Origin of the sequence: Cellulomonas fengjieae, from assembly GCF_018388465.1 — a bacterium.
In the GTDB taxonomy this organism is placed as follows: Bacteria; Actinomycetota; Actinomycetes; order Actinomycetales; family Cellulomonadaceae; genus Cellulomonas; species Cellulomonas fengjieae.
Genome location: NZ_CP074404.1, coordinates 3,275,701 through 3,290,764, shown reverse-complemented (window position 1 = coordinate 3,290,764; position 15,064 = coordinate 3,275,701). Strand labels below are relative to the sequence as shown.

The window sequence follows — 15,064 nt, the reverse complement described above, 5'->3', positions numbered from 1 at the left end:
TCTCGCGGACGCGGGATGCCCGACACACAGCATCCGGCGCGGGCAGGGGCGTCAGGCGTCCGGGTCCGACGAGCCCCGGACCACCAGCTCCGGCTGGAACAGGATGCGCTGGTGCTGGAACGTCGCGCCCTCCGAGCGCTGCCGCAGCAGCAGGTCGGCGGCGGTCCAGCCCAGCTGGTGGGTCGGCTGCCGCACGGACGTCAGCGGCACGGTCAGCATCGACGCGAAGATGACGTCGTCGTACCCCACCACGGCCATCTCGGCGGGGATCTGCACGCCGTGGGAGCGCAGCGCGCGCAGGGCACCCAGGGCGGTCAGGTCGTTGACGCAGAACACCGCGGTCGGCCGGTCGCCGTCGGACGCGAACAGCCGGTTGATCCCGTCCTCGCCGCCGTCGGCGTTCAGGGAGCCGATCGTGACCTCGACGAGCGCGTCCGCGGGGTCGAGCCCCGCCGCGGCCAGCGCGGCGAGCACTCCCTCGCGTCGGTCGACGCACTGCTTGATGGTCGGCGGTCCGTTGATGAACGCGATGCGGGTGTGCCCGAGACGGACCAGGTGCTCGACCGCCAGCGCGCCGCCGCGCACGTCGTCGACCGCGACCGACGAGACGTCCTCGAGCGGCGACGTCGTGTCGAGCAGGACGACGTCGATGCCCCGGTCGCGCAGCGCCAGCAGGTTGTCCAGCGAGCCGGCCGACGGCGTCACCATGACGCCCTGCACCCCGTGCTCCTCGAACAGGCGCAGGTACCGGGCCTCGCGCTCGGGGTCCTCGTCGGAGGACGACAGCATCAGCGTGTACTCGTCGGCGGCGAGCCGGTCCTCGATCCCGCGCGCGACCTCGGTGAAGAACGGGTTGGCGATGTCGAGGACGATCGCGCCGACGGTCTGGATGGTTCCCGCCCGCAGCTGGCGTGCCGAGGCGTTGCGGACGAACTGCAGCTCCTCGATCGCCACCAGGACGCGGTCGCGCGTGGGCTCGCTGACCTGGTCCGGCCTGTTGAGCACGTTGGAGACGGTGCCGACGGATACCCCGGCCCGCTTGGCGACGTCCGTGATGGACGGGCGGCGGTCCGCGCGCCCCCCTGTCGTCGTCGACATCGACGTTCCTCTCCCTCGAGCCCGAGTGTGCGGCCCTGATGCTAGTGGCCGCGCCGCGCGGCTCTTGTGGGCGTCGGGTGCGGCGCGTACCGTCCACCGTAGTGAATCGATTCACAGTCCTCAAGGGAGAGGAGTGACCGAATCGCTCGACGGCCAGCGGCCCACGCTCGCGGTGGGCGGCCTGGTCGACCACGTCGGACCCGTGATCGCCTGGCGCGCGCGGAGCTCGAGGTCTGCCCCGGGCCGATCCACGCGCCGGTCGGCGAGGACGGCCGATCGGCGACCGTACGTGTTCGACGCGACATCGACTCTGATCGGGCGGCCGGGCGCGGGAGACTGCGCTCGGCGCTTGACAGGTCGGTATGCGCTTCCCTAATCTGTATGAATCGTTTCAAAGACGATCCGAGAAAGGCAGTCGCATGACGCGCGTGTGCTTCCTGTCCCGCGTCCGGCCCGACCGGCTGGACGAGTACCGGTCCCGGCACGCCGCCGTCTGGCCCGAGATGCTGGAGGCGCTGCGCGACACCGGCTGGCGCGACTACTCGCTCTTCCTCGCCCCGGACGGGCTGCTCGTCGGCTACCTCGAGACCGACGACTACGCGGCGGCCCGGGCGGCGATGGCCCGCACCGCGGTCAACCCGCGCTGGCAGGCCGAGATGAGCGAGTTCTTCGTCGATCCCGGCAACCCCGACGAGGGCTTCCAGGTCCTCGACGAGGTGTTCCACCTGGAGGACCAGCTGCGCGCGGCGGGCCTCGCCACCGACCCACAGGAGCTTCACGCATGACCCACTTCGACGAGCTCGCCCGGCAGACGATCGAGCTGCCCTCCTGGGCGTTCGGGAACTCGGGCACCCGGTTCAAGGTGTTCGCCCAGCAGGGCGTCCCGCGCAACCCGTACGAGAAGATCGCCGACGCCGCGCAGGTGCACAGGTACACGGGCGTCGCCCCGCGGGTCAGCCTGCACATCCCCTGGGACCTGGTCGACGACTACGACGACCTGGCGGCACACGCCGCGGGGCTCGGCGTGTCCATCGGGGCGATCAACTCCAACGTCTTCCAGGACGACGACTACATGCTCGGCTCGCTGACGCACCCGTCGGCAGACGTGCGCAAGAAGGCGGTCGCGCACCACCTGCAGTGCATCGACGTCATGCGCGCCACGGGCTCCACCGACCTCAAGCTCTGGCTGCCGGACGGCCTGAACTACCCCGGCCAGGACTCGATCCGGGCCCGGCAGGACCGGCTCGCCGACTCGCTGCAGGAGATCTACGCGGCGCTCGACCCGCAGCACCGGCTCATCCTCGAGTACAAGTTCTTCGAGCCCGCGTTCTACTCCATGGACATCCCGGACTGGGGCACGGCGCTGCTGCACTGCCTCGCGCTGGGGGACCGCGCGATGGTCGTGCTGGACACCGGGCACCACGCGCCGGGCACCAACATCGAGTTCATCGTGGCGCAGCTGCTGCGCGCCGGCCGGCTCGGCGCGTTCGACTTCAACTCCCGGTTCTACGCCGACGACGACCTCATGGTCGGCGCGGCGGACCCGTTCCAGCTGTTCCGGATCATGCACGAGATCGTCCAGTCGGGTGCCCTCGCGCCGACCAGCGGCGTGAACTTCATGCTCGACCAGTGCCACAACATCGAGCCCAAGATCCCCGGGCAGATCCGCTCGGTCATGAACGTGCAGGAGGCCACCGCCAAGGCGCTGCTGGTTGACGCCGACGCGCTGGTCGAGGCGCAGACCGCCGGTGACGTGCTGGGCGCCCACGGGGTGGTGATGGACGCGTACAACACGGACGTCCGGCCGCTGCTCGCGCAGCTGCGGGAGTCCCAGGGGCTCGACCCCGACCCGATCGCGGCCTACAAGGCGTCGGGATACGCGGAGAAGATCGTCGCCGAGCGGGTCGGCGGCGCACAGGCGGGATGGGGAGCATGAGCGTCGCGGACGAGCTGGTCGCACGGTCCAACCGGCTGGGGGCGGACCCCCGGACCACGAACTACGCCGGCGGGAACACGTCGGCCAAGGGTGCGGCGACCGACCCGGTCACGGGCTCGGAGGTCGAGCTGCTCTGGGTCAAGGGCTCGGGCGGCGACCTGGGCACGCTGACGGAGAAGAACCTCGCGGTGCTCCGCCTGGACCGGCTGCGCGCGCTGGTCGACGTCTACCCGGGCGTCGAGCGCGAGGACGAGATGGTGGCGGCGTTCGACTACTGCCTGCATGGCTTGGGCGGGGCGGCGCCGTCGATCGACACGGCGATGCACGCGCTGGTCGACGCGGCGCACGTGGACCACCTGCACCCGGACGCCGGCATCGCGTTCGCGACGGCGGCCGACGGGGAGAAGCTCACGGCCGAGGTGTTCGGCGACACGGTGGTCTGGGTCCCCTGGCGCAGGCCCGGGTTCCAGCTCGGGCTGGACATTGCCGAGATCAAGGCGAAGAACCCGCAGGCCGTCGGCTGCATCCTGGGCGGGCACGGCATCACCGCCTGGGGGGACACGTCCGACGAGGCCGAGCAGCGGTCGCTGCAGATCATCCGGACGGCCGAGGAGTTCATCGCGGCCAGGCTGGCCGAGGGACCGCACCCGTTCGGTGACGTCGTGCAGCCGCCGCTTCCCGACGACGAGCGCCGCGTCCGTGCCGCCGCGCTCGCGCCGGTGATCCGCGGGCTGGCGTCGACGGACAGGCCGCAGGTCGGCCACTACACCGACTCGGAGGTGGTGCTGGACTTCGTGTCGCGCGAGGCGCTGGACCGCCTGGCGGAGCTCGGCACCTCCTGCCCGGACCACTTCCTGCGCACCAAGGTCAAGCCGCTGGTGGTGGACCTGCCGTCGGACGCACCGGTCGAGGACGTCGTCGGCCGGCTCAAGGAGCTGCACGCGCTGTACCGCGCCGACTACCAGGCCTACTACGACCGCCACGCGACGCCCGACAGCCCGGCGATCCGGGGCGCCGACCCGGCGATCGTGCTGGTCCCCGGCGTCGGCATGTTCTCGTTCGGCAAGGACAAGCAGACCGCCCGCGTGGCCGGCGAGTTCTACGTCAACGCGATCAACGTGATGCGCGGCGCCGAGGCGATCAGCACCTACGCGCCCATCGACGAGGCCGAGAAGTTCCGCATCGAGTACTGGGCGCTGGAGGAGGCCAAGCTCGCGCGGATGCCGAAGCCCAAGCCGCTGGCCACCCGGGTCGCGCTGGTGACCGGCGCGGGGTCGGGCATCGGCAAGGCGATCGCCGAGCGGCTCGCCGCCGAGGGCGCGTGCGTCGTCGTCGCGGACCTCAACCTGGACGGGGCGTCCGAGGTCGCCCAGTCCCTGGGCGGTCCGGACGTGGCGATCGCGGTGCGCGCGGACGTGACCTCCGAGTCCGACGTCGCCGAGCTGATCGCGGCCACGGCCCTCGCGTTCGGCGGCATCGACCTCGTGGTCAACAACGCCGGGCTCTCCATCTCCAAGCCGCTGCTGGACACCACCGTCCAGGACTGGGACGTGCAGCACGACGTGATGGCGCGCGGCTCGTTCCTGGTGGCGCGCGAGGCGGCCCGCGCGATGATCGCCCAGGAGATGGGCGGCGACATCGTCTACATCGCCTCGAAGAACTCCCTGTTCGCCGGGCCGAACAACATCGCGTACTCGGCGACCAAGGCCGACCAGGCGCACCAGGTCCGGCTGCTCGCCGCCGAGCTGGGCGCCCACGGCATCCGGGTCAACGGGGTCAACCCCGACGGCGTCGTGCGGGGCTCGGGCATCTTCGCCGGCGGCTGGGGGGCGCAGCGGGCGGCCACCTACGGCGTGCCGGAGGAGGAGCTGGGTGCCTACTACGCCCAGCGCACGCTGCTCAAGCGCGAGGTGCTGCCGGAGCACGTGGCCGCGGCGGTGTTCGCGCTGACCGGTCCGGACCTGGTGCAGACCACCGGCCTGCACATCCCGGTCGACTCCGGCGTGGCAGCGGCCTTCCTGCGATGAGCGAGCGCGTGCCCGGCGACGAGATCGTGGGTTCGGCACCGGATCGTGGGTGCGCACGCACGATCTCGTGCGGAACCCACGATCTCGCGGCGGGCGACCGATGAGCGCGTTCGCCGCGGTCGACCTCGGGGCGTCGTCCGGGCGGGTGATCGTCGGGGACGTGCGCGACGGGCGGGTCGTGCTGCGCGAGGTCCACCGGTTCCCCAACGGGCCCGTGCGCGTGGACGGGTCGCTGCACTGGGACGCACGTGGGCTGTACCGGGGCGTGCTCGACGGGCTGCGCGCGGCCACCGACGCCGTCGGGACGCTGGGCGGCGTGGGCATCGACTCCTGGGCGGTCGACTACGGCCTGCTCGACGCCGACGGTGAGCTGCTCGGCGACCCGTTCCACTACCGGGACGCGCGGACCGACGGCGTGCCGGAGCGGGTCTTCGCGACGATCCCCGCACCGGAGCTCTACGCGCGCACGGGGCTGCAGGTGCAGCCGTTCAACACGGTGTTCCAGCTGGCCACCGAGCACCTGGACGGCGCGCGCGGGCTGCTGCTGATGCCCGACCTGTTCGGCTACTGGCTGACCGGTGAGCGGGTGGCGGAGGTGACCAACGCGTCGACCACGGGCCTGCTGGACGCCACGACGCGCACCTGGGCGACGGACCTCGCGCAGCGGCTCGGCATCGACACCGGCCTGCTCCCGACCCTGCGCGACGCGGGAGAGCTGCTGGGGCACCACGGGTCGGTGCCGGTGTGGACGGTCGGCTCGCACGACACGGCATCGGCGGTTGTGGCGGTGCCCGCGGTGTCCGACGACTTCGCGTACATCTCCTGCGGCACGTGGTCGCTGGTCGGCCTCGAGCTGGACCGACCGGTGCTCACCGAGGCGAGCCGCGCGGCGAACTTCACCAACGAGGCCGGCGTGGACGGCACCGTCCGTTACCTGCGCAACGTCATGGGCCTGTGGGTGCTCCAGGAGTCGATCCGCACGTGGACCGAGGCCGGCCTGCCCGCCGACCTGCCGGACCTGCTGGCCGCCGCCGCGCGGGTGCCGGCGCTGACCACGGTGGTCGACATCGACGGTCCCGCGTTCCTCCCGCCCGGCGACATGCCGGCGCGCCTCGCGGCCGAGGCCGTGCGGACCGGGCAGCGGCCACCGCAGACGCAGGCGGAGACGGTCCGCTGCATCCTCGACTCGCTCGCGCTGGCCTACCGACGGGCCGTCCGGGCGGCGTCGGCGCTCGCTGACCGGGACGTGACCGTGGTGCACGTGGTCGGCGGGGGCGTGCGCAACGAGCTGCTCTGCCAGCTCACCGCCGACGCGACCGGTCTGCCGGTCGTCGCCGGGCCGGTCGAGGGCGCCGCGCTGGGCAACGTGCTGGTCCAGGCGCGTGCGGCGGGCGCGCTCTCCGGCGGCCTGGCGGACCTGCGCGCGGTCGGGGCGCGCGGCCTGGAGCTGCGGCGCTACGAGCCCGGCGCGACCGGTGGCCCGACCGAGCGTCAGTGGGCCGCCGCCGCCGCCCGGGTCGGTCTCTGAGAGGACCGACGCGCGGGGCCGCTGCGGCGGGTCCGCGCGCCGGTCGAGCAATCGTCCGGCAGCCGGTCCGGCGCGCACGGGGACCAAGGTCCCTCGAAGCCGGGAAGGACTCACGGCATCCTTCTTGAAAGGATTCAGCCGCTAGCGAGAGGCCGCCGGAGATGCCCACCAGGACCCCGATCCGGGCCACCGCCCAGGTGCGCGAGGAGATCCTCTACTACTGCCGCGAGTCGGTGCGCTGCGGACTGAACTTCAACACGCAGGGCAACATCAGCGTCCGCCTGGCCGCCGACGACGGCTCCGAGGCGATCCTCATCACCCCGTCCGACGTGCGCTACGACGCGATGACGCCGGACGACATGGTCGTCGTCGCCATGGACGGCACCGTGCTCGAGGGCGACCTGCTGCCCTCCACCGAGCTGCCCGTGCACCTCGCCCACTACCGCCGGCGCCCGGACGTGCAGGCGATCGTGCACACCGAGTCCACCTTCGTGAACGTGCTCGGCGTGCTGGGCCGGCGGATCGACCCGGTCCTCCTCAACATGGTGCTCTACGCCAAGGGGCCGATCCCGGTGATGCCGTTCGAGTTCTCCACCAACGCGGACTTCGGCCGCCGCAGCGCCGAGCTCATGGGCGACGACGTCAACGCGGTGGTGTGGGCCAACCACGGGCTGCTCGCGGTCGGCGTCTCTCTCAAGCTCGCCTTCAAGGTGGCCGTCGCGGTCGAGGAGAACGCCGAGGTCCTGCACCACGCGGGGCTGGCCGGAGTGCCGAGCATCCTCGACTACGCCCGCATCGACATCCCCGCCGGCGCGCGCCTGCCCTGAGCGGTCAGCCGAGCGCGGCCGCGACGACCAGCAGCACCGGGACGCACAGCACGGTCGTCACCAGCCCGGCGTCCCGCGCGAGGGCCTCGCCGCGCCGGTACTGCATCGCGTACACGAGCACGTTCTGCGCGGTCGGCAGCGCCGCCATCGCGACCACCGCGAGCAGGGCGTGCGCCGGCAGCCCCAGCGCGGTGCCGAGGCCCCAGGCCAGCACCGGGTGCACGACGGCGCGCAGCACGACGGCCAGCGCGAGGTCCGCGCGGGGCGCCGTGGTGTCGACCGTGCGCGGGACCGCGAGCGCCATGCCGAACGTCAGCAGCGCGAGCGGCGCGGCCGCGGCGCCGACCAGGCGGAACGGCTCGTAGACGACCTCGGGCAGGTTCCACGGCAGCGTCGCCAGGAGCAGGCCGACCAGCGTCCCGACGATGATCGGGTTGCTGAGGGTGCGCCGGACCACCGGGCCGGGCCGCAGCGGCCCCGTCCGGGCATCGAGCACCGTGAACGCGACCGGTGCCAGGACGAGCAGCTGGAACAAGAGGGTCGGCACCACGGCCACGGGGTCGGCGAGCAGGTACACGGCCAGCGGGAGGCCGATGTTGCCGGCGTTCACGTACGACGACGCCAGCGTGCCGACCGTGACGTCGGCCGCCGACCGGCGCAGCCCGAACCTCAGCACCAGGGCCGCGACGAGCGCGACGGCGACCGTCGACGCCCAGGTGACGACCGCGGTGCGGGACAGCAGCAGGTGCAGGTCGGCGTGCGCGACGGTGGTCAGCAGCAGCGCGGGGGTCGCGACCGCGAACACGACCCGGGCGAGCACGGGGGCGGCGCGCTCGCCCAGCACGCCGCGGCGACCGAGCAGCCAGCCGAGCGCGACGACGGCGCCCATGGTGCCGAGCGCGGTGACGACGGCGCCCATCAGCGGGCCGGGTGTCGTCGCGGGGTCACGGGGGGATCCTCGCAGGGCCGTCATCGCAAGGCGGTGGAAAGCGCTTGCCCAGCGATCGCTCCTATGACACGATCGGAACCCGACGTGCAGGTCACGAGCGCGTCCCGCACACGGAGGAAGGCAACGATGCCGGCAGTCGCACTGGTCACCGGGGGCAACCGGGGGATCGGCCTGGGGATCACGCGGCGGCTGCTCGCCGACGGGTTCGCGGTCTCGATCCTGGCCACCCGCGAGGAGCCGACCGAGCTGCTCGAGTCGCTCGACGCGCCCGGCCGGGTCCGCTACGTGCGCGGCTCGGTGGCCGACCTCGAGGACCACGTCCGGTTCGTCGACGACGCGGTCAAGGCCTGGGGTCGCCTCGACCTGCTGGTGAACAACGCCGGGGTCGCTCCCGCCGTGCGGGCGGACCTCCTCGAGGCCGGCCCCGAGAGCTTCGACCGCGTGCTCGGAATCAACCTGCGCGGCCCGTACTTCCTGACGCAGACGTTCGCCAACCGCGTGATCTCGCTGAACCGCGAGACGGACGGCCGACCGCGCGCCACCGTCGTCAACGTGTCGAGCATCTCCGCGGTCACGGTCTCCACCAACCGCGGCGAGTACTGCGTCTCCAAGGCGGGCGTCGCGATGGCGACCCAGCTGTTCGCCGTCCGCCTGGCACCCGAGGGGATCGTCGTCTACGAGGTCCGGCCCGGCGTGGTCGCCACGGACATGACCGCGGGCGTCACCGAGAAGTACGACGCCCTGATCGAGACCGGCCTCGCGCCGATCAACCGGTGGGGCCGCCCGTCCGACGTCGCCGGCGCTGTGTCGATCCTGGCCTCGGGCCAGACGCCGTACTCGACCGGCGAGGTGTTCCACGTCGACGGCGGCCTGCACATCCCGGTGCTGTGATGTCCGAGCAGCTGCACGGCGTCCCCGTCGTCACCGTCAACACCGTGGTCGTCGGCACGGGCTCCGCGGGGTTCTGCGCCGCCGACCGCCTGTGGGAGCTCGGCCAGACCGAACTCGTCATGGTCGCCGACAAGGTCAACGCGGGTTCGTCGCGCAACGCGGGCTCCGACAAGCAGACGTACTACAAGCTCACGCTCTCGGGCGGCGACGGCGACTCCGTGCGGGAGATGGCCGAGACGCTGTACGCGGGCGGGGCGATGGACGGCGACAACGCGCTCGCCGAGGCCGCGCTGAGCGCCCGCGGCTTCCTGCGCCTGTGCGACCTGGGCGTGCCGTTCCCGCAGAACCGGTACGGCGAGTTCATCGGCTACAAGACCGACCACGACCCGCGTCGTCGCGCCACGTCGGTGGGTCCGTACACGAGCCGGTCGATGGTCGAGCAGCTGGAGAAGAAGGTCCACCGCAACGGCACCGCCGTCTACGACGAGTGCCGCGTGGTCGACGTGATCGTGCAGGACGGCGCGGTCGCGGGGCTGCTGGTCCTGCGCACCGACGTGCCGCACGACGGCGTCCAGAGCCCGTTCCTGCTGTTCCGGTGCACCAACCTCGTCTACGCGACGGGCGGTCCCGCCGGCATGTACGCGACGCGCGTCTTCCCCCACGGCCAGTGGGGTGCCTCCGGCGCGGCCTACCGCGCGGGCGTGCACGGCAAGAACCTCACCGAGTGGCAGTTCGGGCTGGCCTCGACGCACCCGCGCTGGAACGTGTCGGGTACGTACATGCAGGTCATCCCGGCGTTCGTGTCGACGGACGCCGACGGCGGCGACGAGCGCGAGTTCCTCACCGAGGCGATCGGCGACTACGGACAGCTCATGTCCCTGGTGTTCCTCAAGGGCTACCAGTGGCCGTTCGACATCCGCAAGGCGCTCGACGGGTCCTCGCTGATCGACCTGCTGGTCTACCGCGAGACCGTGCTGCGCGGGCGACGGGTGTTCCTCGACTTCCGTCGCAACCCGGTCCAGGCGGACTTCGACCCGTCCGCGCTCAGCCCCGAGGCCCACGACTACCTCGACCGCGCGGGTGTGCTGTTCGGCACGCCGATCGAGCGGCTGCGGCGGATGAACGAGCCCGCGTACCAGTTCTACCTGGGCAAGAACCCGTACGTGGATCTCGAGACGACGATGCTCGAGGTGGACGTGTGCGCGCAGCACAACAACGGCGGGCTGGTGGTCGACGCCTGGTGGCAGTCGAACGTCGACGGCTTCTTCCCGGTCGGTGAGGCGGGCGGTGCGCACGGGGTCTACCGGCCCGGGGGCGCGGCGCTGAACAGCGGCCAGGTGGGCGCGACGCGGGCGGCGCAGTTCATCGCCGCGCGACGTACACAGGACCCTGCGCCCTTCGACGAGGCCGCCGCGCCGATCCTGCAGGCTGCCGTCGACCTGGTCGGTGACGCCTCCGCGCGCGCCGCCTCCGGCGTCCCGGACAACACCGGCGACCTGCTGAACGAGGTCCAGGCGTTGATGAGCGCCAAGGCCGGCCCGGTGCGCTCCGCGGAGTCGATCAAGGAGGCGCTGGACCAGGTGCACGCGTGGCTGTCGGCGTACGAGTCGACGGTGTCGGCCGATGCCTCGTCGCGCCGCTCGATCAACCGCACCTTCCTGGTCCGCGACATCCTCACCAGCGCGTACGTCTACCTCTCCGCGATGGACGACTACGTGGCGCACGGTGGCCGCTCGCGGGGGTCCGTGCTCTACACCGACCCCGAGGGCGCCATCCCGCACGGGCTGACCGAGCTGCCCGACGTGTTCCGGTTCACCCTGGACGGCGGCGCGCTGGACGACGAGGTGCAGGAGACCTCCTGGGAGCCGACCGCCGACGACCCCGCCGGTCGGATGACGTTCCGCTGGCGCCCGCGCCGGCCCATCCCGGAGGACGACGACTTCTTCGAGAACGTCTGGCGGGAGTTCCGCGAGCACGGGAACATCCACTGATGCGCATCGACCTGCCGGACCCGCGGGTCGAGGTCCGCGGGGCGGCGTGGCTCGAGGAGACGCCCGACGGTCTGCTCCCGCACCGGCTCCCGGCGTGGACCCGTGCGCAGTTCCCGGACGCCTTCATGGCGATGGTCGAGGCGCAGCCCTCGGGCGTGCGGCTCCGGTTCCGCACGGCCGCGCGCACGATCCGCCTGGACGTACGGGTGCTCCGCGTGGCCGTCGACCCCCAGCCGCCCGGCGCCGCGCAGCCCTATGACGTGCTCGTCGACGACCGGCCCGTACCGCAGGCCGCCGCAGTCTGCTCGCAGTCCGGTGTCATCGCCCTGGAGCCGGTCGCCGGCACCACCCGGGAGCGTCCCGGCCCACCGGGCGTCGTCGACCTCGTGCTCGGCGCCGACGGCACGGCCGAGCGGGACGTCGAGGTGTGGCTCCCACCGGGGGAGACCACGCGGCTGCTCGCGCTCACCGCGGACGCGCCCGTCGTCGCGCCGCGACCCGTCGATGCGCCGCGCTGGGTGCACCACGGCTCGTCCATCAGCCACGGCGCGGGAGCGGGCTCGGCCCTCGGCAGCTGGCCGGTGGTGGCCGCCCGGTCCGCCGGACTGGACCTGGTCAACCTCGGCCTGTCCGGCAACGCCGTGCTCGACCCGTTCATCGCGCGGGCGATCCGCGACCAGCCCGCGGACGTCATCTCGCTCAAGCTCGGCATCAACGTGGTGAACCACGACGCCATGCGGCTGCGCGCCTTCGTCCCCGCGGTGCACGGGTTCCTCGACACCGTCCGCGAGGGCCACCCGACCACGCCGCTGCTCGTCGTCTCGCCGCTGCTCTGTCCGCTCGTGGAGACCACCCCGGGGCCGACGTCGCTCGACCCCGCCGACCCGACGGTCTTCCGCACCACCGGGGAGCCGTCCGAGGGTGCCCTCTCGCTCACGGTCATCCGGTCCGCGCTCCGGGCGGTCGTCACCGCGCGCCAGGACGCCGCCCTGCACTACGTCGACGGCACGGCCCTGTACGGCCCGTCCGACGCGGACCGCCTGCCCATGCGGGACCTCATGCACCCCGACGCCCCGGCGCACCGGCTGATCGGGACCCGGTTCGCCGCGGTGCTCGACGACCTCGACGTCCCGGTGCTCAGCGGTCGACGCGCGCGCTCCCGCCACCGGCGAGCTTGAGCACCTCGGCCTTGGTGACCATGGTCGTGTCGCCGGGGGTCGTCATGGCGAGCGCCCCGTGCGCTGCGCCGTACTCGACGGCGGTCTGCAGCGGCTGACCGTCCAGCAGGCCGTAGATCAGGCCCGACGCGAACGAGTCGCCCCCGCCCACGCGGTCGAGGATCTCGAGGCGCTCGCGGTGCGTGGCCTGGACGACGCCGGTCTCCTGCGACCAGGCGATGGCGCCCCAGTCGTTGCTGCTCGCCGAGTGCACCGTGCGCAGCGTCGTGCCGATCACCGAGAAGTTCGGGTACGTCGCCGCGGCCTTCTGGATCATCGCGGCGAACGAGTCGAGCGCGATCTCCGAGAGGTTCTCGTCGACGCCCTCGACCTCGAAGCCGAGCGAGGCGGTGAAGTCCTCCTCGTTGCCGATCATCACGTCGATGTGCGGCGCGATGGCCCGGTTGACCTCCTGCGCCTTGGCCTGGCCGCCGATCGCCTTCCACAGGCTGGGGCGGTAGTTGAGGTCGTAGGACACGACGGTGCCGTGGCGCTTCGCCGCCGTGACCGCCTCGATCACCGTGTCCGCGGCCGACTCGCTGAGCGCCGCGAAGATGCCGCCCGTGTGCAGCCAGCGCACCCCGAGCTCCCCGAACAGGTGGTCCCAGTCCACGTCACCGGGCGTGAGCTGGCTCGCGGCGGTGTGCCCGCGGTCGCTCACGCCGACCGCGCCGCGCACCCCGAACCCGCGCTCTGTGAAGTTCAGGCCGTTGCGCACGGCGCGTCCGATGCCGTCGTAGGGCACCCACCGGACGAACGACGTGTCGAGCCCGCCCGTGAGGATCAGGTCCTCCACCAGCCGCCCGACCTCGTTGTCCGCCAGCGCCGTGACGATGGCGCCGCGCAGGCCGAACGCGCGGCGCAGCCCGCGGGCCACGTTGTACTCGCCGCCGCCCTCCCAGGCGCGGAACTGTCGGGCGGTGCGGATGCGCCCCTCGCCGGGGTCGAGGCGCAGCATGACCTCGCCGAGCGAGACGATGTCGTAGCGGCACTCGGCGGCGGGGCGGATCTGGAGCTCGGTCATCGGGGCTTCCTCGTCGGTGAGGTCGGTCGGGTGGTCAGGCGGGGCGGGCGGCGAGCGCGACGGCCGCTGCGGTGAGCTCGGTGATGCCGGCGACGTCGCGCGCGCGGATCCGGTCCCGGGGCACCATCCAGGACCCGCCGACGGCCGCGACGGAGGGCAGGGCCAGGTACTCGTGCAGGTTCGTCGGGCCCACGCCGCCGGTCGGCACGAACTGCACGCCGACGAACGGGGCGGCGAGCGCCGCGATCGCCGGGGCGCCGCCCGAGGTGCCCGCCGGGAAGAACTTCACCGTGGTGAGGCCCAGCTCGAGCGCCGCCTGGATCTCGGTCGCCGTCACGGCACCGGGCAGGGCGAGGATCCCGTGCTCGTGGCAGCGCTCGACGACGGCGCGGCTGGTGCCGGGGGAGACGACGTAGCTCGCGCCGGCCGCGACGGCCTGGTCGACCTGCGCGGCCGTGAGGACCGTGCCTGCGCCGACCAGGATGTCCCCGCGGTCGGCGAGGAGCCGGATCGCGTCGGGCGCCGCGGCGGTGCGGAACGTGACCTCCGCGACGGGCAGTCCCCCGGCGACGAGGGCGTCGCCGAGCGCGCCGGCGTCGGCGGCGTCGTCCAGCACGACGACGGGGACGAGGCGGGCCTCGGCAAGGGCTGACAGGGTGTCCATAAGACTTCCGTTCCGCGTAGCGAAATGACCGTGCCGTTGTTCGGAACGACTCTAGCGGGCGAGCCAGCCGCCGTCGACGTTGATCCCGCCCTGGAGCGGAACATGGGGGCGGTGCCGAGGATCGCTGCGGCTACGGCAGCGTGATCCCCGCGGGCAGCAGGGCCGGCAGGGTGCCGCGCAGCTGCTCCTGCAGGGCGTCGATGCGCTCGGGGGTCATGCGCTCGGCGGGCGCGGTGATGCTCACGGCGGCGATCGGCGTGCCTGCGCGCAGCAGCGGGACCGCGACGCAGCTGATCCCCGTCTCGTTCTCCTGCTCCTCGGTCGCGAACCCGCGTTCCCGGACGCGGGCGAGGAGCGCGGCGGTGGCCCGGGCGTCGCGGGGGGACCGGTCACCCGCGGCGCGCACGTAGGCCTCGAGCACCGGACCATCGGCGCCGCCGTAGGCCAGCAGGGCGCGGCCGAGCGCGGTCGTCACGGCCGGGCTGCGTCGGCCGATCGCCGACCACACCCGCAGCGGTCGCTCCGGCTCCACCTTGTCCAGGTACACGACCTCCGACCCGCTGAGCACGCCCAGGTGCACGAGCTCGTCGACCGCGGCGCACAGCGCGACGAGCGCGGGGTGCAGCAGCGCGGGGAGGTTCTCGTCGCTCAGGAAGTCGTCGGCGAGCTGCGTCGACGCCGGGCCGAGCACGTACGCGCCGGTCGCGGGGTCCTGCGTCACGAACCCGCGGAAGCGCAGCGCCCCGAGCGCGCGGTGCACGGTGGTCTTGTTCAGGTCGAGCGACGAGGCGAGGTCCGCGAGGGTCAGCCCGCGTGCGCCCGCCCGCGCGAGCGCCTGGAGGGTGAGCAGCGCACGGTCGACCGCCTCGACCGGCGACCCCACCTCCGACGTCGTCATGGCCTCACGGTAGA

General features: G+C 72.9%; 13 protein-coding genes. 8 read left to right on the top strand and 5 right to left on the bottom strand.

Features of this window, described 5'->3' with window-relative positions; genetic code table 11:
- Positions 1-51: 51 nt before the first annotated feature.
- Positions 52-1,098 (bottom strand): LacI family DNA-binding transcriptional regulator, encoded by a 1,047-nt coding sequence (locus tag KG102_RS15215; RefSeq protein ID WP_208212771.1) that lies wholly within the window; start codon positions 1,096-1,098, stop codon positions 52-54.
- Positions 1,099-1,517: 419 nt separating this feature from the next.
- On the opposite strand from KG102_RS15215, the gene KG102_RS15210 reads away from it, so the two are divergent.
- The 5 genes from KG102_RS15210 to KG102_RS15190 all read left to right on the top strand — a co-directional run bounded on the left by KG102_RS15210 (position 1,518) and on the right by KG102_RS15190 (position 7,416).
- Positions 1,518-1,883, top strand: a complete 366-nt coding sequence (locus KG102_RS15210; RefSeq protein ID WP_208212770.1) for an L-rhamnose mutarotase — start codon at positions 1,518-1,520, stop codon at positions 1,881-1,883.
- Entirely contained in the window at positions 1,880-3,034 is a 1,155-nt protein-coding gene (gene rhaI / locus KG102_RS15205) for an L-rhamnose isomerase (RefSeq protein ID WP_208288203.1), read from the top strand. The genes KG102_RS15210 and rhaI overlap by 4 nt, the downstream gene beginning before the upstream one ends.
- A complete protein-coding gene (locus tag KG102_RS15200; protein ID WP_208288204.1) occupies positions 3,022-5,061 on the top strand; it encodes a bifunctional aldolase/short-chain dehydrogenase in 2,040 nt (679 codons plus the stop codon). The genes rhaI and KG102_RS15200 overlap by 13 nt, the downstream gene beginning before the upstream one ends.
- A 100-nt stretch (positions 5,062-5,161) precedes the next feature.
- The gene (locus tag KG102_RS15195) at positions 5,162-6,589 is read left to right on the top strand and encodes a rhamnulokinase (protein ID WP_208288205.1); all 1,428 of its coding nucleotides are present in this window, start codon (positions 5,162-5,164) and stop codon (positions 6,587-6,589) included.
- A 161-nt stretch (positions 6,590-6,750) separates the two neighbouring features.
- Positions 6,751-7,416, top strand: coding sequence for a class II aldolase/adducin family protein (locus KG102_RS15190; RefSeq protein ID WP_208288206.1), 666 nt, complete (start codon positions 6,751-6,753; stop codon positions 7,414-7,416).
- 4 nt (positions 7,417-7,420) lie between these two features.
- On the opposite strand, the gene KG102_RS15185 is transcribed toward KG102_RS15190, so the two are convergent.
- The gene (locus KG102_RS15185) at positions 7,421-8,389 is read right to left on the bottom strand and encodes an AEC family transporter (protein WP_208288207.1); all 969 of its coding nucleotides are present in this window, start codon (positions 8,387-8,389) and stop codon (positions 7,421-7,423) included.
- 102 nt (positions 8,390-8,491) lie between these two features.
- Here KG102_RS15185 and KG102_RS15180 point away from each other — a divergent pair, with 102 nt between their 5' ends.
- From KG102_RS15180 to KG102_RS15170, 3 genes are read left to right on the top strand one after another with little or no spacing between them, the layout of a single operon-like run.
- Positions 8,492-9,256 (top strand): 3-ketoacyl-ACP reductase, encoded by a 765-nt coding sequence (locus KG102_RS15180; protein ID WP_208288208.1) that lies wholly within the window; start codon positions 8,492-8,494, stop codon positions 9,254-9,256.
- Positions 9,256-11,247 carry an FAD-binding protein gene (locus KG102_RS15175; RefSeq protein WP_208288209.1) on the top strand — a complete coding sequence of 664 codons (1,992 nt, stop codon included), beginning with the start codon at positions 9,256-9,258 and terminating at the stop codon, positions 11,245-11,247. Before KG102_RS15180 ends, KG102_RS15175 begins: the two co-directional genes overlap by 1 nt.
- Positions 11,247-12,425 carry a GDSL-type esterase/lipase family protein gene (locus tag KG102_RS15170; RefSeq protein WP_208288210.1) on the top strand — a complete coding sequence of 393 codons (1,179 nt, stop codon included), beginning with the start codon at positions 11,247-11,249 and terminating at the stop codon, positions 12,423-12,425. The genes KG102_RS15175 and KG102_RS15170 overlap by 1 nt, the downstream gene beginning before the upstream one ends.
- On the opposite strand, the gene KG102_RS15165 is transcribed toward KG102_RS15170, so the two are convergent.
- From KG102_RS15165 to KG102_RS15155, 3 genes are all read right to left on the bottom strand, one after another.
- Positions 12,385-13,488 carry a sugar kinase gene (locus KG102_RS15165; protein ID WP_208212761.1) on the bottom strand — a complete coding sequence of 368 codons (1,104 nt, stop codon included), beginning with the start codon at positions 13,486-13,488 and terminating at the stop codon, positions 12,385-12,387. The genes KG102_RS15170 and KG102_RS15165 overlap by 41 nt on opposite strands.
- A gap of 34 nt (positions 13,489-13,522) precedes the next feature.
- Positions 13,523-14,152 carry a bifunctional 4-hydroxy-2-oxoglutarate aldolase/2-dehydro-3-deoxy-phosphogluconate aldolase gene (gene eda / locus KG102_RS15160; RefSeq protein WP_208288211.1) on the bottom strand — a complete coding sequence of 210 codons (630 nt, stop codon included), beginning with the start codon at positions 14,150-14,152 and terminating at the stop codon, positions 13,523-13,525.
- A 130-nt stretch (positions 14,153-14,282) separates the two neighbouring features.
- Positions 14,283-15,050: an IclR family transcriptional regulator gene (locus tag KG102_RS15155; protein ID WP_208288212.1), complete on the bottom strand. Its 768-nt coding sequence runs from the start codon at positions 15,048-15,050 to the stop codon at positions 14,283-14,285.
- Positions 15,051-15,064: the final 14 nt, after the last annotated feature.

Bases quoted from the DNA above. Each gene is read 5' to 3' on its own strand.
- KG102_RS15215 (WP_208212771.1), bottom strand. From the start codon at position 1,098: ATGTCGACGACGACAGGGGGGCGCGCGGACCGCCGCCCGTCCATCACG.
- KG102_RS15210 (WP_208212770.1), top strand. From the start codon at position 1,518: ATGACGCGCGTGTGCTTCCTGTCCCGCGTCCGGCCCGACCGGCTGGAC.
- rhaI (WP_208288203.1), top strand. From the start codon at position 1,880: ATGACCCACTTCGACGAGCTCGCCCGGCAGACGATCGAGCTGCCCTCC.
- KG102_RS15200 (WP_208288204.1), top strand. From the start codon at position 3,022: ATGGGGAGCATGAGCGTCGCGGACGAGCTGGTCGCACGGTCCAACCGG.
- KG102_RS15195 (WP_208288205.1), top strand. From the start codon at position 5,162: ATGAGCGCGTTCGCCGCGGTCGACCTCGGGGCGTCGTCCGGGCGGGTG.
- KG102_RS15190 (WP_208288206.1), top strand. From the start codon at position 6,751: ATGCCCACCAGGACCCCGATCCGGGCCACCGCCCAGGTGCGCGAGGAG.
- KG102_RS15185 (WP_208288207.1), bottom strand. From the start codon at position 8,389: ATGACGGCCCTGCGAGGATCCCCCCGTGACCCCGCGACGACACCCGGC.
- KG102_RS15180 (WP_208288208.1), top strand. From the start codon at position 8,492: ATGCCGGCAGTCGCACTGGTCACCGGGGGCAACCGGGGGATCGGCCTG.
- KG102_RS15175 (WP_208288209.1), top strand. From the start codon at position 9,256: ATGTCCGAGCAGCTGCACGGCGTCCCCGTCGTCACCGTCAACACCGTG.
- KG102_RS15170 (WP_208288210.1), top strand. From the start codon at position 11,247: ATGCGCATCGACCTGCCGGACCCGCGGGTCGAGGTCCGCGGGGCGGCG.
- KG102_RS15165 (WP_208212761.1), bottom strand. From the start codon at position 13,488: ATGACCGAGCTCCAGATCCGCCCCGCCGCCGAGTGCCGCTACGACATC.
- eda (WP_208288211.1), bottom strand. From the start codon at position 14,152: ATGGACACCCTGTCAGCCCTTGCCGAGGCCCGCCTCGTCCCCGTCGTC.
- KG102_RS15155 (WP_208288212.1), bottom strand. From the start codon at position 15,050: ATGACGACGTCGGAGGTGGGGTCGCCGGTCGAGGCGGTCGACCGTGCG.